Below are 18,464 nucleotides of genomic sequence, written 5' to 3' on the forward strand. Positions count from 1 at the left end.
CCAGGTATTACTGCATCTTCGATCCGTAATACCCCGCGCTCCCCACCCCGCCCAGGATCGAACCCGCCGCGCCGAAATATCCGGCGGTCCGGGCCGCGTTTCCCCGGAACTGCTCCAGCCCGGCCTGGGCCTTGTAGCCCGCCGCCTGGCGCTGGGCGTTGTTGACGACCCTGAGGGCGTCCAGCTCGCCGACGCCGGCCGTTTCGGTCTGGAGGTCCAGGGGGGTGCCGGTGGAGGCGTCCACCCCTCCCGCCGACATGGCCGCGTTCTGGCGGGCGATCACCTGACGCGCCTTGGTACGCTGCTCGGCAGCGGCTATCGCGCCCCGCTCGTTGGCGTCACGGGCCGCGTTCTCCGCCACCTTGGCGTTGTAGTCTGCAACCTCTTTGGCGTTCTCCCCGGCTGCGACCGAACTGTACGCCGCCGTGGCCGTGGAGGCCGCCGTGGCCACCGCCGCCACGATTGCCGCCGTTGTGGCCGATATAGATGCCATGTCACGCCTCCTTGCAGGTAATCAGCGCACAGGTCCTGTAGCCCATGCGGTTGTAAAATTTTTCCACCCTGGCCGTTTCGTAGCCGGAGGCCGCTGCGACCAGGAGTTTCCTGGCCCCCCTGGGCACGGCCCACGTCTCCATGGCCCGCATGAGCTGCCGGGCCAGGGGGGTGGCGCGGTAATCGGCGCGGACCCAGAACATCAGCTCGGACATCTCCAGAGTGGGCGTGAACCATTGGGGGTGGATCATGCCCATGAACAGCCCGACCACCTCCCCGTCCACCGCCTCGAAGAAACAGCCCAGGCCGGGCAGGTCCAGATAGATCCCCAACATGCGCCGCGTGTGCTCCCGGTCGAACTCCACCCCCGCATAGTTGGGCAGGTCGGCCAGGACATCGGCGGCCACATTCGTCAGTATGTCGATATGTTCGCTACTAGCCTTGATAATCATCGCACCCCCCCATGCCGAAGCGAAAGAACGGCAGCCCGAACGGCCCGAGCTTTTCAGCCGCCGGGTCTATCTCGAACCCGAGCCAGGTCAGCCACTGGATCGCCCGCCGGTTCCGCGCATCCACATAATTCTCAAGCCGCTCGAAGCCCTCCCGCATCTCCGCGACGCACCCGCGGCAGCGGCGGAGGAACACGAAGGGATGCACGTCCAGGTGGTGCGTCCCCACCATCCAGGGTCGCCCCACGTTGCCCAGGATGGACGACGGCACCACGCCGAACATGCAGACCGGCACCCCGTCCATGAGACCGGTCCGGGCCATCCTCGAATACTCCAGGCCGTAGCGCAGGCACTCCAGGGGGGTCACGCAGCCGACCCCCCACAGCTCCGCCCGGTCGGCGTCGCGCACGTGGGCCGCTATGGTCGGAATATGGCCGTCTGTGGCCGGGACGATCTCAGGCTTTGGCTTTGACATGGGTCGCATCGCACCTCCCCTGCAATTTGGCGAAACTCGTTTCGATTTCCCGCAACCGGGAAAACAGTTCCGACTGATTCCGGTCGATCTTGAACAGCACGTACCCGCCGCCCACGCTGAGACAGATCTTGACGATCTCCCACACTTCCGCCGGTAGCTCCATCAACTCCCCCCTATGACGACATCGGGTATCAACGCCAGGATGGCGAGGGGCAACGGGTCGGCCTGGCGCACCGTGATGGTGCCGTTCTTGTCCCAGGCCGCCGGGATCAGCACCTCGAAGGTGCCGGTGGCGGCGGGGGCGGCCTTCCCGTCCAGGGGGACCGTGCCCTTGTGCTCCCGCAGGTGGGCCGCATCCGGGCCGACCATGATCCCGCGGGAGGCCTCGCAGATGAGGGATACCTTGGTGATGAGTTTCTTGTTGTCCAGGATGTTCTGCCCCGGCACCGTGAGGTTGAGGGTGGCGACCTCGGCGGTTATAGGGAGCCCCGCGTGCACCACCGCGGCGTGGTAATCCAGGGTGACGCCGCCCATGCGGACCGTGCGCGGGGCGTGCACGTTGCCGTCGGCCAGGATGGCGACCGTCTCCCCCTCCAGGTGCGAAAGCCCGGCGAACACGTTGCGCTCCAGGGACCACGACGTGAAGGGCGTAGCCCGGAACGGGGCGGGGATGGTGCGGTCCGGCGCCACCGACACCAGGTTGGGACCGGTGAGGGCGGTGATCGTCAGTTTGTACACCGTATCCTGCCAGGTGAAGGAAACCTTGTCCCCCACGTCCCCGGCGGTGAAGAGCGCCGTCGATGCGGTGAGCGACAGGCTTTCCGTTTCGTTCCACCCTACCCCGCCGGAGATGGTCAGGGTGGTTGCGGATGAATTGCGGCCGTCGTAGCTCAGGCCGGAATCCACGAAAAAGGCGTCCTCGATCCCCCCGAAGGTCCGGGTGGCCAGTTTCTCGATGTAGCGTTTGGCGACCCCGCCCACGGTGCGGCGCACGATGAAGAACACCGAATCCTCCGCCCCCCCGGCCACGGAGCAGACCGACTCGAAGACGCCGTTGCCGGAATCGTGGCGGTGCCACCCCGCGATCTCCTGCTCCTGCATATAGGTGAAGCCCAGCAGGCTGCCGTCGTCCTGCACCACCCAGACGCAGGAGAAGGGAAGGCACTGGTAGGCCCACTCCCGCACCTCTTTGCCCCGGAAGAGGTGGGCCGACATGACGGTCAGATCCTTGCCGATATAGGCGTCGTCCTGGAAGGAATAGCCGATGCCCCGGATCTGGGAGCCGCCGGTCTGCACGTACAGGGCGCTGGGGCCGATGGCCACGGGCGGGACGTGGGACGAGCCGTAGGCCCCCTGGCGCTTGGTGTTGGCGCTGGCCGGGGTCAGCACCCCGTCCTGGGACCCCTTGAGGGTCCAGACCCCGTCGGAGGTCATGAGCAACAGTTCGGTCAACTCCACGATGTGGCGGATCTCGTTCACCTGGCGGCTGGCGATGGTGAAGGAAAAGGCGTCGTCGTCCAGGATCGGCACCCCGGCCCCGAAATCCTTGTACCCCTGGGTCCGGCTCCCCCACAGGGTCTGGGGCCTGCCGCCGCTGCCGGCGAAGATCTGGCGCTGCTGGTAGTAGGCGGTGGCGCCGGGATAGCCGTTGTCGCCGCTCCACGCCTCGAAGGCCCACTTGTAGGTGGGCACCGCCGTCAGCGCCTTGACCGCCGTGCCGCCGCCGCTGTAGCTCCCCGTGGTGGTGGTGTCCGGGATGGTGAAGGTGTTGCCGTTCACCACGGTGATCTGGAAGGTGCCGTTGGCTTCCGGTATGCCCGTGACCCCGGATACGGTGATGGTGTCGGCGTTGGCGAAGCCGTGGTTGGCGCAGCCCACGTCCAGGTGGTCCGACCCGGAGCCGGTCGCCAGGGTCACGGAGGTCACGGCCTTGGTCAGGGTGGTGGTCACGATCTGGCTGGGCAGCTGCTTGACCACCGTGGCGGTGGCTACGGTGGCCGAGGTCACCCCGGTGATCCTGACGATGCCGAAGCCTGAGTGCTGGTACTGCCACCCCGCGCCGGGGCTGCCGTCGTACTCGATCCCCTCCAGGGTGGAGGGTTTGACGGTGCCGGAGGTGCCGGCGGCCACGCATTTGTAGTAGTTGCTTCCGGCCCGGATCACCTCGTTCAGTCCGTAGGCCTTCTGCACCTCCCACTTCTTGATGAACTCCGTGGGGGCCTGCTCGATATACAGGAGCTGCCCCGTGTTGGCCGCCGTGAACAGGTCGGCCGAGGCGGTCAGTTTGATGCTGCCGGTGGCGGCCGACACATAGAGCGTGACGGAGTCGTCCACGTTGATGTCCTCGAAGGGGCCGTTGACGTTGGCGAACTCCTCCAGGGTCCAGGCGTAGTGGCTCAGCCGCGACAACTGGCGAGGCTTGTACTCGGGATGGCACAGGGTCAGCACATCCGCCGACTGGGTGTACTTGAGGAGCGGCAAGTCGGCCTCGCCCCAGGGGGCGGCGATCTCCACCGGCTGCCCTTCGTTCGCCGCTCCGGCCGGGTAGACCACCTGGGCGCCGCTGTCCCCCATGAAGACGCGGATGCAGCGGTCCCCGAACTCCAGCACATAGCTCTGGGTGGTGGAGAACTGGAAGGGGATCAGCCGGGAGCGTTTGGAACTGTCCCGGACCTCGGCCAGCATGCGGGTGCCGGGGCGGTTGGCCACGCCTCCGTACTGCATGACCAGGAAGTTGCGGCAGGTCTTGAGCCCGGTCAGGTAGCGGGCCAGGTCCACGCGCCCGTACAGGGACGGGGCCAGCTCTCCGGCGGTAAAGGTGGTTTGGGGGATACCGGTTCCCATGGCCTACCTCCTCGCCTTGATGAAATCGCTCTCCGCTTCGTCCCCGGTCCGCCCCTCGTTCAGGGCGTCGGCCCCCGCCTCCAGCAGGGCCTGGGCGTACATCCTCTGGGCCAATTGCGCCCGGTTCAGGTCTGTGGTCAGGGGGATGGCGATCTCCGCCGCCAGGGCCCACGCCAGGGCCGAGGCAAAGGAGGGCGGAAACAGGGCGACGTCGGTGATCCGGGCGGTGTACTCCGCCTCGGCGCCCGGCAGGTCGGTGAGGATGGCGCGGGCCGCACTCGCCTCCGCCTCCCCGATCTCGAAGGGGACCGGCGCCCCCACGGCCTGCCCGCGCTCCCCGGCCCGCACGAGCCGCCGCACCTTCAGACAGTCGGACGGGTAGTGGTAGCGGTACTGCCAGCAGGAGGGGGGCGAACCCAACTCCTGCAGCAGGACATATTTGCGGGCGAACTGCCAGGGCCAGGCCTGGAGGACCCGGTCCCGCACCGGCACGTAGAACAGGTTGCACACGCTCGCCTGCTGGCTCGCCTCCGTCGCTGACTCCATGAACAGGGTCACCCCGCAGCGCGCCAGGGCCATGTTGCAGATCGACACCTCGGAGATGCTGGCGGAGAGGTATTCCACCACGTAGAGGATGCTGATGCCCGGATCGGCGCCAACGGCCTGGGCCATGACCACCAACTCCCCCGGGGTGTCGCAGTCGGCCGCCGCCAGGTCGATGTTGTACCAGCCCAGGCCCCGTTCCGTGACCACCGGGGAGATGGCCGCGAAGCCGCCGCCGTTTTTGGAGACGGAGACCTCCGGGGCCAGGCCGGTCAGGCCTGAGACATGATCCATGGAATCGATCATGCGCACCATGATGCTGGTGGCGGTGTTGAGCTGTATGTCGTGCATGGGGGCTCCTTTAAAGGCTCTATGGGACCTATGGGACAAATAGGACTTATGAGACTTATGAGACCCATAAGTCCTATAAGTCCCATAAGTCCCATGAAAACCTAGCCGACGACGTAGCCGCCGGAATACTGGGTGTTGTCCGGCACGTCCGAACAGATCCAGGCCGAGAAATCCCCGGCGGTGAGCGGCCCGGTGGCGACCTGGTAGTTCAGGGCCAGGAACTGCTTGAAGGCCGCCGAGGGGAGCCGGAACTTCAGGGCGGTGTTGGCCGCCAGGGCGGCCTTGGGGATGGCGCCGGAATCCAGCACGGTGACGGCCGCGCCCATGGCGGGACTGCTGTCGGTCTGGAGCTGGAAATTGACCGTGGCGGCCCCGGCGGCGGCAGCGGCCGCGCCGACCCGGATGTAGAGGAACAGGCCCTCCCCGCCGCCGATATTGCGGGCCGAGGCCATGTCGATGACATTGGTGGACAGGGCAGTGGCGGTCACGGCCTGGGCCAGGCTGAGTTCAAGGGTCTTGTCGAGAATCATGTGAAGCTCCTTTCGGGAAAATGAAAATCTGCCACAGAGACACAGAGCCACAGAGAAAACCAGAAGTAAGGCACACAAAATCAACGACTATTGATGATGGTTTTACCTAAAAATGTTTTTGCCTTTCTCTGTGAACCTCTGTGCCTCTGTGGCGGATGTTGGTCCTTCTGCTTTCTCCGGTTACGCCACCGCAGCCTCGGAGAGCGACAACTGGTCGCAGGTCTTGATAGGGATGCCCATGAAGGTGGTCTTGAACTGTTCCGCCGCCTCCCGGATGGCCAGGACGTTGGACGACTTGGCCAGGGCCTGGATGTCCAGCATCTCCCGCACGGTGCGGTTGGCGTAGAACACCGGCCGGCCCATGGTCAAAAACGGGATGCGGTGGGTCGCCTTGATCATCAGCTTGATCACGTCGGCGGCCGAGGATTCGGTGACCAGGTTGGACACGTCCACGTTGCAGATGCGCACGGCATAGCGCCAGTCCTTGACCACCAGGCCGTTCTTCCACTGCCACCAGTCCTTGTAGGCCCGGTAGAAGCCGCCGTTGGCGTCGGTCACGTCCTGGAGCCCCAGGTCGTCGTGCTGGAGCCCGGCCTTGCTCCCCTTGGGGTAGATGCCGAAGATGGAGTTCTCGCCCCACACCACCAGCCAGATGGAGGTGTTGTCGCTGCCGGCGCCGCCGCCGCTGATGACGTTCTGGGAGACCGGCACCGAGGCGGAGAGGGTGTTGTAGCGGGTGGTGAGGCCGTTGAAGCGCTCCGGGTTCAGGGACGAATCGCCGTAGAACAGGGTCTGGGCCATGGTCTGGTTCATGGCCTCCACCTCGGCGACCCCTTCCGAGAGGCGGAAGGCGGCGGTGTTGCCGTTCAACTCTGCCACGTCCTTGTCCACGTGGTTCCTGGCCTCCAGCATGCCGCAGGTATCCACCACCGGGGTGCGGGTGGATTTGGACGGCTGCACCCCTTCGTACAGCTTGCGCCAGGTGGCCGAGGGAAGGCCGGTGCGGATCACGGAGCGGTGCCCGGTCTCCAGGTTGGATTCCTTGAAGGGCATGTCCTCCAGAACCGAGTTGGTCTGGTTGAGAAGTTCCGCGACGGCGGCCACCTTGCCGTCGGGATCGAGGCTGTTGGCCACGTCGATGAGGGTTGAACCTTTGTTGCCGATTGTTGCCATGGTTGGTCCTTTCATTTTGAGGAATGGTGGTGCAGATTGGTTGCTTTTCTGACTATTTTCTGGGACTTATGGGACAAATGGGACTTATGGGATTTAAGTCTCATGAGTCCCATGACCCATAAGTCCCATTGGTCCTATACCTCCTATAAACCGGACCCCCTTAAAACCAAAACCTCACCCTCCGGTAACCGTCTTCCGAAAATACAGCGACACCCTTGCCGAACCTGCGATCTTCAGATAAAAACCGTTGGGAGAAGCCACGTTGAGCCCCATCACCCCGCCGCTCTTCTCCGTGGCCGGGATGTCCAGCTCGGACACCACGTCGGCGTCCGTCCCCTCCACGCTCCCCTGGAAGACCTGGATCGTGGCGTCGGCGGTGACCCGCGCGGTCCATCCCACCAGCTTGGCCGGCAGCGCCGTGATCGGGCCGCTGGCCGTGAGTACGCCCGTGCATTGGTTGCGCTCGTTCATGGCTCAGGCCTCGGCGTTGAAGGTGCAGTCGTAGGTGAACTGGATGCTGTCGCCGGCCCCTACGTTGATGGCCGCGAATACGGAGCGGTCCATGAGGATGCCCCCCGTGGCCGCCGACAGGATGCCGTGCTCGGTGACGGCGTAGGCGGCCCCCGGCGTGATGGTGGCCACGGTGCGGTAGATGTTGTTGCCGTTGTTGGTCTGGGTTCCCGCCACCCGGCTCCCCACCTCCGAGACCAGGGCGGAGTCCGTATTGGCCTCGGCCGTGGCGCCGGTGCCGCAGGCGTGGTACCTGAACACGTCCAGGGGATAGGTCGTGGAGTTCTGGAGCGCCGACACCATGCGGTCCCGGAAGCCCGTGGTGATCTTCTGCACACTGATGCAGCCGTGATCCTCCCATTGGCCCGTCCCGCTCCGCCGGACCCGGCAGGAGAGCACGCCCCAGATCTCGCCCATGACGCCGCGATAACTGGACACCAGGGCGTCGATAGCTTCGGCGCCGGAAATGGCGCGCCCGCGGGGCACCTTCCCCGTGCGGAGCCGGCGACCGAGCCACCAGCGACGGAACCGGGTAAACAGCCCGTCGATCATCCTGCCTTCCTTGTCCCGCCATTCTTTGCCAAACAGTTTCATACCCTTACCCTCCGATGATCTTCTTGAAGCCCGAGCCGATGATTTTGCGCAGGCTCTTGGCTGCCGCCGCCAGCGGGTTCACCACGGCCGATACCGCCCCGCTGATGGTCCCCATGATGCCGGCAATAGATTGATGCAGAATCGCCCCATGTCCCAAGTTGCCGCCGGCCGACGGCATATTCCCGGTCAGCGCCTTGAATGACTGCTTTACCGCCGTTCCGCCGGCCGCAGGTACGGCCCCGGCCAGTTGCTTGCCTGTCTGTTTGTTGATAGAGCCGGATGGCGCCGGGAAATTGCCGGCAAGGGTCTCGCCGAACGCTCCATTACTCGAAGCGGCGCCAGCGGGTGAGGGGAGGACTCCGGCCACACCCTTCCCCACCGACCTGGAAGCGAATGCCCCACCAGGTGCCGGGAGGCCCCCTGTAACGCCCTTATTGGTTTTACGGGCAATAACTCCGCCTGGGGCCGGAGCCGATCCGGCCAAAACTTTGAACACGCGCTTTGCCGGAGAACCGGAAGGCGCCGGAAAAGAACCGGCGACGGATTGGTTGTAGGTGGTGCCGCCACCACCGCCCGCACTTGGCTTGAACGATGCCATACACAGATCGGCCGCCGTTACCGATACATTGGCCGTAAATCCCGCCGAAATGGCGGCAGCGGTTGCCGGTACGTAATACCCGCACGTGTCGGCGCCGGCTAAGCGGCCTATCTCCGAAAAGGGTGAGTTTATGACGAGCGATGAAGAATCGCCGTCGATATCCCCGCACATCGCAACCAATAATTCGCCATTCTGGGCGGGAGTGATCGGTCCGACGGAAGGCGTTGCACTACCCGAAACCTTGACGGATGTTTTCTGGTCTAGGGGATCACCGGTATTCAACACCCCGGAAAACTCGCAAACCTGGAGCGTTATCCAGTTTGCGGTGGACCCTGAGAAGTTGGCGGATACCGTGTTGCTTCCGCCCAGGGTGTTGTATTTGTAATAAATTGCCGTGCCTTGCCGTAATGTCGCATCCCAATATTCGGTTGCCTTGGTCCAGGTCTGACCCAGGCTGTCGGTGACCCCGGACAGGGAATTGGAGTTGCCGTCCCCATGGTCGATACAGGCGACCAGGAGATTACCGGCGGACACATTTGCCGAAAAAGCGCAGGAGACCGATGAGTGGTACGTATTACCCCAGGCGGCGTCGCTTCTGTTTTTTGAACCCGCTACCAGTGCAATGGCCACGACTACCTCACCCTCTCGTTACTTTTCCCCGCCGCCGTACAGCCGGTCCTCGATGCTCTTTTTGCCGCCGCCGGGCTTGCTGCCGGGCAGCACGATGCTGTCCTCGCGCATGGCGTTCCCCAGGCGCACCATCAGGCGGATCATCTCCGGGTGATTGCCCAGGCCGAAGCGGTTGAGGGTAGCCGTGAGCTCGGGGGTGCCGAAGGTGTTGAGCGCCCGCTGGGCCACCTCCACGTTGCGGGCGAACCGCTTGCCGCCGATCTCCTGGTCCGCTTTGGCCGCCTCGGCCCACCCCGTTACGATACCGTTCCAGGCCTCCAGACGCCGCGCCTCCACCAGGGGGTGCACCTGGGTCAAAAGCCGGTCGAAGAGGAGTTGCGCCTTCGCCTGGGGCAGGTCCAGCTCCTTCGCTATGGGCTTGAAGGCCTCCAGCGCCTGGGCCACCACCTCGTCCCCCTCCGGGACGGCGAACTCCCCGTACTCCTCCGGCGCGCCGATCCCTTCCGGGTCCGCCTCCGCCGGGGCTTCCGCCTCGTGCGCCTCCGGGGCCTCTTCCGCCGCCACTCCCCCGACGGTGGCCGGTTCGCCTTCAGGCGGGGCGTCGCCCTCCCCCGCCGCCCCCATGAGCAGGAACAGCGGGAACAACAGAATCCTTCTAAGCCATGTGGTGTGCATCTTCATCCTCCCGTTCTCTGAGTCCCTTGGCGAGACGCATCATGTCCAGATACTTCTCCGGGCAGGCGGCCATGATTGCCCCCACCACCCGCAGGCCCACGTTGCGCTGCCCTTCGTTCATGGCCATTACCAACGGGTCCGGCGAGAAGGACGAGCGGAACACCCCGCTTTGGGTGAGGAGCCGCCAGAGAAAGCGCCGCCCCGCCGGGAGGGACATGAGGCTGTCCAAGTCCAATAATTCCTGTTTTCTTGCGCTGGGCCGCGCCATGTCAGGCCGTCCCCAACAGGCGGGCCAGGGCGTTGGTGTCCCCCACGCTGGTCTCGCTCAGGGTCTTGGCCGCCTGCGCCGCATCCACCATGGCCGGGGTCGCGGCGGCCATCTGCTGCGCCTGCCCGGCTCTGGCCTTTTGGGCGCGCAGCCCCTTCACCGCGTCGGCGGAATTGATCACGTTGGGCGGCACCCCGTGCATGCTGGCGTATTCGTCGATGGCCGCGTCGATGTTCAGCTTGTCCACGGCGTTTGCGTCCATCCGGGCCAGGTTGCCGATGTACCCCGCCACCCGTTCCATGTTGGCCGTGCCGATCAGTTTCTGAGCCTGGGCCATAACGCTGATGTATTCGATCTTCAGCGCCTGCCCCTGCAACTCCTGGGGCGGCTGGGGGATCAACCCCTTGCGCAGCATGATGGCGAAGGTCCGGTCGATGGCCGGGTCGTACAACTCCTCGCCGAAGCGCTCCATGGTGGGGCCCAGCACCAGCAGTTTTTCCTGGTGGCGCTCCTCCACCTCCCGGGCCGTCACGTTGGAGGAGTCGGACAGGGCGAACATCTGCATCAGGTCTTCAAAGAAGATCGTGCGGATCTCCCGCTTGATGGCCTCGATGTCGGCGCGGATCTCGTTGATGTTGGGATTGAACTGGTAGGCCGGGCGCAGGCCCGCATGCTGTTGAGCCGCCAGATTATCGATATAGGTCACATCCCCCGGCAAAATGGAGGTGCGCTGGGTGCGCAACGACGCATCGGCCAGCATGGGGGGCCGCACCAGCTTATCCAACGCCTCGGCCTTGCGCCGCTCGCAGAATTGCAGCCCCTTCACCAGCCCCAGGGCGTCCATGCCGGGGGAATAGCCATACACATCGTCCCCCTCCACGTCCCAGCGGGGCGCCATCACCGGGAACTCGTCGAAGCCCGACTCCCGCAGCAACGTGTCGCCGCTCCCCCCCGCCTCGTAGTACACGGAGCGAAACGGCTTGTCCTTGGCGTTCATTTTGGAGCCGTCGCGCCCCCGGTTCGGCTCGATGGCGTGGACGATCTCCACCGGCTGCTCGCAGGAGCCACGGTCCCACAAGGTTTTTATGGTCTGGGAGACGTTATCCAGGCCAAACTGCTGCACCACCTGGCGCACGGTCATGGGGAATTCGCGATACAGGGTGTCGCAGCGGAGCTTGTCGGAGAGGGCGATCATAAACGACCCCACCGGGAAGGGAAAACAGCGGATCACGGTCTCGTCGTCCTCCAGGATCGCCAGGGCCGCCGTGCCGTGGCCCGCCGCCGCGCCGTAGATCTGGGGCATGACGTTGTAGAAGTTGGAGCGGGAGAACACGATGCGCATCCTGTTCTCCACGGCGAAGAGCCATTCCTTGACCGCGGTGGAGGCCATCAGGTCCACGTTGTCCGTGGTCAGGCGGAACCAGGGGCGGGCCTGGGAGGTCATGCCGGCGTGCATGCCGGACTTGAGCGTGCGCAGGGCCGTGGTGGCGCAGGAATTGACGATCTTGTCGTTGGCCTTGACCCCCTTGTTGCGGTCGATGACCAGATAGCGGCCCGTGCGGGGGGAGAGGAAATCAGTGAGCTCCCGCCAATGGGGGATAAAGGAACTCCGCTCCTGTTTCAGCTCTCCCAGCCTGCGGGCGACCTGCTCGCGTACCGATTCTTCTGCCATGGAAATGCGCTCCTGTCGTCGCGACGGTGCTTGATTAACAACCGAAAGAATAGAACCACCCCGCCACAGAGACACGGAGACACAGAGGAAACCAGAAACAAGACATACAAAAAGCAACAACGATTCCTGATTATGGTTTTACCCCAAAAAGTCTTTCGCCTTTCTCTGTGTCTCCGTGTCTCTGTGGCGGATGTCGATTTTGCCTCTGGTTTTTACGTCTACTGCCCCAAGAGTGTCTTGCTGACCGTGGGGGCCTGTGCCGTCACCCCCTGCGCTCCGGTCAGGATCGTATTGCTGGCCGCCATCCTCCGGCGCAGGCGTTCCGAATCCCTGGCCGCCACCACCCCGGCATCCTGTTCCTCCGGCGCCGGCGTCACCACCGGCGCGCTGGGCGCTCCTCCTCCGCACATATGGGCCTCCCGTGACGTGTTGTGTTTTTGTAATGCCATCAAAACAAAAAACGGAGATTGCGTCCATGCCGCAACCCCCATGTCTTTCCCCAAAAACGTCGGGGTTGGTGGGAGAGAGTCGATTTTTTTTCTTACATCCGGTTTCGGGAAACAAAAAAGGCGGCCGATTGGCCGCCTTGAGGGTTGGGTATCATGTCCCTTGAATATACTGTTTGCCCATTGACCACTAATGACGTAAGCGCGGGAAGCTTGTTCTCAATACAATACTGTTGAATCGGCCTCAATATGTCACCAATGCCCGGCGTCATCATACCTGTTGCCTTGGCAATCAAATCATACGTGAGGATTTGGCGATTACGCGCTGCAAGAACAAGAATCGCCCACAGTTGTTGCGCTCTCTCTTCGCGAGTTTCATGTTCAATCCCTCTAGTCAATCCCTAAACAGGGCTCAAAACCGGTAACGTATCGCCATCTGGCCGATATGGGTCGCAAATTCCTGTTTTCCAGCCGAATAGGTGTTCACGGCAACATCATCGGTTGCAAAATAACGGTACCCGGCATCCAGGCTTATTCTCGGGGTCACGGCATAGGCAATCCCGCAACCGAGCTGATACGCCAGCACTGTATCCGAGGTACCGGCATTGAGATTCGACGTATTACGGTTATCCACGATATAGAGATTGTCTTGTTTCGTATCCATGAAAGCGACTCCGAGGCCCCCGCCGAGATAAGGCGTCACGCCGTGGGGCAGCTTCACGTCGTAGAAGAGATTGGTCAGGACCGACACGGACGTGATATCGCTCAGATAATGCACGCTATCGCCGCCCATCTTGAGAGCATTCGTGTCCGCATGCCGATAGGCCACCTCAAGCTCGGTACGGAGATTGTTGTCAAAGGCATAGCCCACTGCGCCACTGACCGAATAGCCGGTATCGTAGGAGAGCTGATAGCTCCCCGACGAGTCATGTACCTCGGAGTCCGGCACCACGAATACGCCGGCGCCGACGCTGACGTACGGCCCGGTATCGGAGGCAAAGGCTGCGGTGGCGGACATGGCGGCAACAACGGCGGCAATCATTACGGACAGCAACTTCATGCGGATCATCCCCTTTTCCTGAAAAGTCCTGAGTTTTAGGGCTCCGTTCTCACCAAAACCAGCAAGCGTCACCCACGTTCCAGCCCTCCCCTTCTACACCCCCAAAAACCCAATTTCAACGCAAAATCAAAGTGTTAATAAAATTAACATAAAACCGCCCATCCCCTATCCCCCTGTTTTCACATAAAAAAAGGCACCCGAAACCTGCCCGGATGCCTTCTGTTGTGTCATTTCGATACGAAAAAAGTTTTACGGATGCATTCCTACCCGGTCCCGCCCGGAGCCGTTTCCAGGTAACCACCGTCGTCGATGCCCCCGATTAAACTGCACAAATAGCCGCTGTCATCGACCTCCAGCAGCTCCATTTCCGCCTTGAAATCATTGACCGCCGCGCTATCATCCGCCGCATCGGCCGACAGGATTCCCCGCTCCATGGATTCATGCACTTTACTCGACAACCTGACGGCAGCGACCAGATAATCGTTTGAACCGCATTGCCAATCATCGATGCACAGCCTTTCTATGGCATTTGCATATATATCCGGCAAATTAAGGCTGGCCATCACCCTCAAACCCTGTTCAATGTTAAGTTCATCAAGCATTTCATCTATTATGGCATTGCCGGGACGGAGCATATCGGTTGTAATCAGCCAGTCGATTACTTTCAGGAGATAGAGCTTGCCGATGTCGTGTAACAACCCGGCCAGGTACACTTCATCGGGGTCCAGTTCCGGCATATTCTTGTCATGCCTTATCTTGAATGCCAAAGCGGCGCTCGCATTTGCTACGGCATAACAATGCCGCCACAGATTTGTCATATAGGTGTTGATGTTTTGGTTATTCGATCTTGTCGTTGCCAAGCTGGCAGCAAAAGCCAGGTTTACTATCTGTTGCGATCCGAGCCTGATTACGGCGTTCCTGATCGTAGTAATCGGCATTTTACCTGAATTATACGCGCTGTTGGCATATCTGAGCATTTCGGACGCCAATGCCTGGTCTTCATGGATCAGATCGACTATATCGTTTATCTCATACGTCTGTTCCTTCATCTTTTGGTGCAACTGTAGCGCTATCCTATTGAAGACAGGGATCACAACAGGCTGGGAACTCAGGATGTCTTTGACAAGTTTCGGTATATTCGACATAGGAATCATACCCCGTAAACATTCGTCAGTATGGCGTGCAACTCGCTAAAACTGAATGGCTTGAACAAGTAACTATAGCGGCTTTTGCCCAAGTACTGTCCGGCAGCGCTATCCCCGGTTTGCGCCGTAATAAAGACAATGGGGATGTCATAGGTTTCCGTATAGGTGCTTAACGCGTTGGCCGTGTCAAAACCGTTCCAGCCCGGCATCATTACGTCCAGCAGAATAATGTCCGGCAAGAATTTCCGGGCTTTTTCGCACCCCGCCCTGCCGTCGTTGGCCGTTTCCACCTGATATCCGCGTGACGTAAGCTCCAGCACGAGCAGGTCGACAATCTGCTGTTCATCATCAATTACCAGGATTTTCTTTGTCATGAAGGCGCCTTTCTTGCCGTCAGCCTCGGTGCAGCGACTCTCCAACACGAAATTAGAGGAAATTATAATATAAGCAAGCTGGTCTGTCCATTGCCGGCATACAATTACCTGCCGGCAAAAATCACATGGCGCCGCCCTGCACCCTTCCCGCCTTTTATCCCCCTGTTTTCACATTAAAAAAGGCACCCGGAACCGGCCCGGATGCCCTTGATTGCATCATTTCGATACAAAAAATGTTTCAAGAGAGCGCAACGTCAGGTGCGCCCCCCTGCCCTTGCTACTCGAACTGGTACAGCACCGGATCGGAACCGATGAAGATATCCTGGCGACCGTTGCCGTTGACATCCTTCACGGCAATACTGTTGTTCTTCCCCAGGTTGGTGCCAAGGGATGAACTCCGCCATTTCAGTCCCCCCTGGGCATCCAGAATGGACAGCACCCCGTTGCTGGCCACGAGCCATTCCTGGTTGCCGTCGCCCTTCAGATCCGCGATGCGCAGGGCGTCAATCGACGTCGTGCCATAGGTGAAAACGACCTTCTTGACAGCAAAGGTTACGCCGTCGTAGACATCGATATACCCCTTGTCGCGTCCGACCAGGACTTCGGGGAACCCGTCCCCGTCCACGTCCGCCACTTCCAGGGCCCGGGCGGGGGTTGTAATCAGCTTTTTCTGAACGTGGGTCACCCCGTCGTAGACGATCAGGCTTTTGTCGGTCATGGTGAGGATGATATCCGGGTGGCCGTCCTTATCCAGGTCGGCAACCTTTATACTGTAGACACCCCACGAGCTCCCGCCCAGATCGACACTGCGCCATTTTTCCTGCATCGTGACGCCATCGAAAGCAATCAGGTACATGCCTGTTGCCTCAGAAGTGGCAATCCCCGTGCCCGCAACGACCTCCACCTTGCCGTCATTGTCCACATCACCCGTGGTGACAGCCGAGAAAAAGCTGCCGTTGTATCGGGCGCTCTGACGTTTCAGGGTGCCGGTCGCGCCGTCGTAGATACTGACGAAGCCGTCGTACGTGTATGAAGAACTGACAACAATCTCGGCACTGCCGTCCCCATCCACATCGCCGATGCTCACCGCCCGGTGGTTTCCCATCCAGTCGTACTCTCCCAGAGCCACTTGGTATTTCAGGGCATGAGTCACAGCGTTGAAAACATTGATTATTCCACCACTAATGCTGCTGAAGCTGGAATTGGAAACCATAACGATATCGTCCGTGCCATCGTTGTCCACGTCACCCACGGCCACGGTGTTCAAACCATAGAGATCCAGATCCTGCCACTTGATCGTACCGGTCAACAGGTCTGCTACGTACAGGAAATCACCCCCGGCACCCCACAGCAGTTCCTTTTTGCCGTCCAGGTCCACATCCCCCAGAGCGATGCCGGAAACGCCGTGTTCGGGATTGGCGACGGCCCACCTTTCGCTATGGGTAAGCACATCCACGGCATGGACCTTGCCCCATTGGCCGTCGCCGTAGACGATCTCGGGGATACCGTCTCCATCGGCATCAACGACCGTGACGGCGCCGATATCCTGACTGGTTGCGATCTCCCAGGCCGGCGACTGGAGGTCGGCGTCGAAGATGGTGATCTTGTACCAGGAAGAGGCGCCGACGATCTCCTGCATGCCGTCGCCGTCCAGGTCCGCCAGCCGGACCTTGCTGCCGAAGCTGTTGGCGTAGGACCATTTGACTGCGCCGGTCTGGCCGTTCAGCACGTACCCCTTGCCGCCGTAAGTGGTGGTGACGATCTCCGGGGCTGCGTCGGCATCCACGTTGCCCACGGCGATGGAGGTGCCGCCGCCCGAGGCGACGCTCCACTTCACTGCGCCGGTCTGGCCGTCGTAGACGTACACGCCGCTGCCGTTGCTGGCGGCGATCTCCCGGGCGCCGTCGCCGTCCAGATCGGCCACGGCAATATCGCTCAACGAGGTGATGATGTGCAGGGTGCGGATCTCCTGAAGGGTCGGCCCGTCGTAGATATGGACGGTGCCGTCCGCCATGGCGACGACCACATCATCCTTGCCGTCACCGTTCATATCGGCCAGCAGGATACGGGCGATAGTGACCCCATACAAGGGGCTGCGCCACACCTGGTCGTACCCGCCGCTCGCGTTCTTCCGGACGACGTACCAGGCGGAATTGCCGGCGAATCCGCTGATAGACGCGCCGGCGATGATCTCCGGCGTCCCGTCGCCGTCCAGGTCGGCGGTGTACAGCCCTGCCTGGCCGATGTACGTGCCGTAGCTCCCGTATTGCCACTGTTGCGCCACATAGGCCGGGTCGCTGGCTGTCACAGGCGTCACGGTGATGGTCACCGTATCCGCCGGGCTGGAAGATCTGCCGTCATACACCGTCAGGCTCAGCACATAGGTGCCTTGGGTAGTGGCGTCGAAGGAGGGGGTGGCGGTGCTGGCGCCGGTCAGTGTCGGATAGGCGGGGCCGCTGACAACGCTCCAGGTATAGGTGAGCGGATCGCCGTCCGCGTCGCTGCTGGCGCTGCCGTCGAGATGGACTATGCTATACTGGCTGACGCTCTGGTCGGGACCGGCATTGGCCACGGGGGGGGTATTGATGGGGGGCGTGGCATTGGAGGCCTCGGTGGTCTGCCAATCAGCCGTGCCGTCGCCGGTGGTATCCGCCTCGAACAGCATGGTGGTGCTCCGGAAGCTCATGCGGACCCACCGGCTGCCGTTGCCGCTGAAGGTCAGCGTTCCCTGGTAGGGCCAACTGGTGTTGTACACGGCAACGAGCGGCGTCCCGGTGGTCAGTTCCACATAGCCGCTGTTGTGGTCATAGTAGCGCCCGGCAATGGTCTGGGTGAGGCTGGCGGGACCGTAGACGGTGGTCACTTCATAATTGCGGAACCAGTACGTCTTGGCGCCGCTCACAAGGACCATGTTCATGGAGAGGGTCTCGGTGATTGACGTGCCGTAGACGAAGCCCCACGACAGCGAGCCGGTCAGGGTGAAGGCCGAGGAGGAGGTGCGGAACGACAGCGAACGGAACGACAGGGTAAACCGGGTGTAGCGACTCCGGCTGGCGTCCAGGGTGCCGAGCACATCCGTGGTGCCGTCGATGGTGACGCCGTTCGAGGTGAAGCCTTGGTAATTGATGGTTCCGAAAAAGCTGCCGTCGGCGTCGTTGACGTCCAGGGTATAGCTGGCCGTCCCGCCGTTGTCGCCCGGGATCTGGAACGTGACGCTCCGGGCCACCTTCGCGGCCGGGGCGGTGGACGGCGTGGCAGTATGCCGTTGGGCGGCCTTCTGCGGCACATCCACCCGCCGCACCGACTGCTTGAGTATCTGGGTTATTTCGAAGATAGTCGGACCGCCGGCGCTGCCTTCGGCGGCGCTATCGGCGCTTGCCTTGGCTGTGGCCCCATGTATGTCAGAGGCGATCATGGTGCCGGCAAACCCGCTCATGGCAAGCCCTTCGGCGTTTGTCGCCGTCACTACGGCCTGGGTGGTGGTGCCGGTATAGGTGGACGACGGATCGACCAGTTGGCCCGATTTAGCGCTGTCGCCGCCACCGCCGCTGCATCCCGCCAGCAGGAACGTCAGGCAGCATAACAGGGAAATACCGGACATCCGGATACGTGCAGCGTTCGACATCAGAGCCTCC

19 protein-coding genes are annotated in these 18,464 nt (G+C 62.1%); all 19 read right to left on the minus strand.

Translation table 11 applies throughout. The features are described 5' to 3' along the window. Positions 1 to 7: 7 nt before the first annotated feature. Positions 8 to 493 (minus strand): hypothetical protein, encoded by a 486-nt coding sequence (locus LDN12_RS12765; protein ID WP_223923042.1) that lies wholly within the window; start codon positions 491 to 493, stop codon positions 8 to 10. A gap of 1 nt (position 494) precedes the next feature. After that, a complete protein-coding gene (locus LDN12_RS12770) occupies positions 495 to 944 on the minus strand; it encodes a GNAT family N-acetyltransferase (RefSeq protein WP_223923043.1) in 450 nt (149 codons plus the stop codon). Further along, complete coding sequence (locus LDN12_RS12775; RefSeq protein WP_223923044.1) at positions 928 to 1,416, minus strand: hypothetical protein; 489 nt, start codon at positions 1,414 to 1,416, stop codon at positions 928 to 930. Before LDN12_RS12775 ends, LDN12_RS12770 begins: the two co-directional genes overlap by 17 nt. After that, positions 1,397 to 1,579 (minus strand): hypothetical protein, encoded by a 183-nt coding sequence (locus tag LDN12_RS12780; RefSeq protein ID WP_223923045.1) that lies wholly within the window; start codon positions 1,577 to 1,579, stop codon positions 1,397 to 1,399. The genes LDN12_RS12775 and LDN12_RS12780 overlap by 20 nt, the downstream gene beginning before the upstream one ends. Further along, positions 1,579 to 4,260: a ubiquitin-activating E1 FCCH domain-containing protein gene (locus LDN12_RS12785; protein WP_223923046.1), complete on the minus strand. Its 2,682-nt coding sequence runs from the start codon at positions 4,258 to 4,260 to the stop codon at positions 1,579 to 1,581. Before LDN12_RS12785 ends, LDN12_RS12780 begins: the two co-directional genes overlap by 1 nt. A 3-nt stretch (positions 4,261 to 4,263) precedes the next feature. Next, a complete protein-coding gene (locus tag LDN12_RS12790) occupies positions 4,264 to 5,154 on the minus strand; it encodes a hypothetical protein (protein ID WP_223923047.1) in 891 nt (296 codons plus the stop codon). 101 nt (positions 5,155 to 5,255) lie between these two features. Next, positions 5,256 to 5,684: a Bbp16 family capsid cement protein gene (locus tag LDN12_RS12795; protein ID WP_223923048.1), complete on the minus strand. Its 429-nt coding sequence runs from the start codon at positions 5,682 to 5,684 to the stop codon at positions 5,256 to 5,258. A gap of 180 nt (positions 5,685 to 5,864) precedes the next feature. Beyond that, complete coding sequence (locus LDN12_RS12800) at positions 5,865 to 6,857, minus strand: major capsid protein (RefSeq protein ID WP_223923049.1); 993 nt, start codon at positions 6,855 to 6,857, stop codon at positions 5,865 to 5,867. 174 nt (positions 6,858 to 7,031) lie between these two features. Further along, complete coding sequence (locus LDN12_RS12805; protein WP_223923050.1) at positions 7,032 to 7,328, minus strand: hypothetical protein; 297 nt, start codon at positions 7,326 to 7,328, stop codon at positions 7,032 to 7,034. A 3-nt stretch (positions 7,329 to 7,331) separates the two neighbouring features. Continuing rightward, positions 7,332 to 7,961 (minus strand): hypothetical protein, encoded by a 630-nt coding sequence (locus LDN12_RS12810; protein WP_223923051.1) that lies wholly within the window; start codon positions 7,959 to 7,961, stop codon positions 7,332 to 7,334. 4 nt (positions 7,962 to 7,965) lie between these two features. Next, a complete protein-coding gene (locus tag LDN12_RS12815) occupies positions 7,966 to 9,189 on the minus strand; it encodes a hypothetical protein (RefSeq protein ID WP_223923052.1) in 1,224 nt (407 codons plus the stop codon). A gap of 18 nt (positions 9,190 to 9,207) precedes the next feature. Next, the gene (locus LDN12_RS12820) at positions 9,208 to 9,864 is read right to left on the minus strand and encodes a hypothetical protein (protein ID WP_223923053.1); all 657 of its coding nucleotides are present in this window, start codon (positions 9,862 to 9,864) and stop codon (positions 9,208 to 9,210) included. Further along, positions 9,845 to 10,132 carry a hypothetical protein gene (locus LDN12_RS12825; RefSeq protein WP_223923054.1) on the minus strand — a complete coding sequence of 96 codons (288 nt, stop codon included), beginning with the start codon at positions 10,130 to 10,132 and terminating at the stop codon, positions 9,845 to 9,847. The genes LDN12_RS12820 and LDN12_RS12825 overlap by 20 nt, the downstream gene beginning before the upstream one ends. A 1-nt stretch (position 10,133) precedes the next feature. Next, a complete protein-coding gene (locus LDN12_RS12830; protein ID WP_223923055.1) occupies positions 10,134 to 11,804 on the minus strand; it encodes a portal protein in 1,671 nt (556 codons plus the stop codon). A gap of 218 nt (positions 11,805 to 12,022) precedes the next feature. Then, a complete protein-coding gene (locus LDN12_RS12835; RefSeq protein ID WP_223923056.1) occupies positions 12,023 to 12,214 on the minus strand; it encodes a hypothetical protein in 192 nt (63 codons plus the stop codon). Positions 12,215 to 12,662: 448 nt separating this feature from the next. Next, the gene (locus LDN12_RS12840) at positions 12,663 to 13,310 is read right to left on the minus strand and encodes an outer membrane protein (RefSeq protein WP_223923057.1); all 648 of its coding nucleotides are present in this window, start codon (positions 13,308 to 13,310) and stop codon (positions 12,663 to 12,665) included. Between the two features lie 263 nt (positions 13,311 to 13,573). Then, entirely contained in the window at positions 13,574 to 14,455 is an 882-nt protein-coding gene (locus LDN12_RS12845) for an HDOD domain-containing protein (RefSeq protein ID WP_223923058.1), read from the minus strand. 5 nt (positions 14,456 to 14,460) lie between these two features. Next, a complete protein-coding gene (locus LDN12_RS12850; protein ID WP_223923059.1) occupies positions 14,461 to 14,829 on the minus strand; it encodes a response regulator in 369 nt (122 codons plus the stop codon). A gap of 277 nt (positions 14,830 to 15,106) precedes the next feature. Beyond that, on the minus strand, positions 15,107 to 18,454 hold the full coding sequence (locus tag LDN12_RS12855) for an FG-GAP-like repeat-containing protein (protein WP_223923060.1): 3,348 nt from the start codon (positions 18,452 to 18,454) through the stop codon (positions 15,107 to 15,109). Between the last annotated feature and the right edge of the window lie 10 nt (positions 18,455 to 18,464).

Origin of the sequence: Geobacter sp. AOG2, from assembly GCF_019972295.1 — a bacterium.
GTDB lineage: Bacteria > Desulfobacterota > Desulfuromonadia > Geobacterales > Pseudopelobacteraceae > Oryzomonas.

Bases quoted from the DNA above. Each gene is read 5' to 3' on its own strand.
- LDN12_RS12765 (WP_223923042.1), bottom strand. From the start codon at position 493: ATGGCATCTATATCGGCCACAACGGCGGCAATCGTGGCGGCGGTGGCC.
- LDN12_RS12770 (WP_223923043.1), bottom strand. From the start codon at position 944: ATGATTATCAAGGCTAGTAGCGAACATATCGACATACTGACGAATGTG.
- LDN12_RS12775 (WP_223923044.1), bottom strand. From the start codon at position 1,416: ATGTCAAAGCCAAAGCCTGAGATCGTCCCGGCCACAGACGGCCATATT.
- LDN12_RS12780 (WP_223923045.1), bottom strand. From the start codon at position 1,579: ATGGAGCTACCGGCGGAAGTGTGGGAGATCGTCAAGATCTGTCTCAGC.
- LDN12_RS12785 (WP_223923046.1), bottom strand. From the start codon at position 4,260: ATGGGAACCGGTATCCCCCAAACCACCTTTACCGCCGGAGAGCTGGCC.
- LDN12_RS12790 (WP_223923047.1), bottom strand. From the start codon at position 5,154: ATGCACGACATACAGCTCAACACCGCCACCAGCATCATGGTGCGCATG.
- LDN12_RS12795 (WP_223923048.1), bottom strand. From the start codon at position 5,684: ATGATTCTCGACAAGACCCTTGAACTCAGCCTGGCCCAGGCCGTGACC.
- LDN12_RS12800 (WP_223923049.1), bottom strand. From the start codon at position 6,857: ATGGCAACAATCGGCAACAAAGGTTCAACCCTCATCGACGTGGCCAAC.
- LDN12_RS12805 (WP_223923050.1), bottom strand. From the start codon at position 7,328: ATGAACGAGCGCAACCAATGCACGGGCGTACTCACGGCCAGCGGCCCG.
- LDN12_RS12810 (WP_223923051.1), bottom strand. From the start codon at position 7,961: ATGAAACTGTTTGGCAAAGAATGGCGGGACAAGGAAGGCAGGATGATC.
- LDN12_RS12820 (WP_223923053.1), bottom strand. From the start codon at position 9,864: ATGCACACCACATGGCTTAGAAGGATTCTGTTGTTCCCGCTGTTCCTG.
- LDN12_RS12825 (WP_223923054.1), bottom strand. From the start codon at position 10,132: ATGGCGCGGCCCAGCGCAAGAAAACAGGAATTATTGGACTTGGACAGC.
- LDN12_RS12830 (WP_223923055.1), bottom strand. From the start codon at position 11,804: ATGGCAGAAGAATCGGTACGCGAGCAGGTCGCCCGCAGGCTGGGAGAG.
- LDN12_RS12835 (WP_223923056.1), bottom strand. From the start codon at position 12,214: ATGTGCGGAGGAGGAGCGCCCAGCGCGCCGGTGGTGACGCCGGCGCCG.
- LDN12_RS12840 (WP_223923057.1), bottom strand. From the start codon at position 13,310: ATGAAGTTGCTGTCCGTAATGATTGCCGCCGTTGTTGCCGCCATGTCC.
- LDN12_RS12845 (WP_223923058.1), bottom strand. From the start codon at position 14,455: ATGTCGAATATACCGAAACTTGTCAAAGACATCCTGAGTTCCCAGCCT.
- LDN12_RS12850 (WP_223923059.1), bottom strand. From the start codon at position 14,829: ATGACAAAGAAAATCCTGGTAATTGATGATGAACAGCAGATTGTCGAC.
- LDN12_RS12855 (WP_223923060.1), bottom strand. From the start codon at position 18,454: ATGTCGAACGCTGCACGTATCCGGATGTCCGGTATTTCCCTGTTATGC.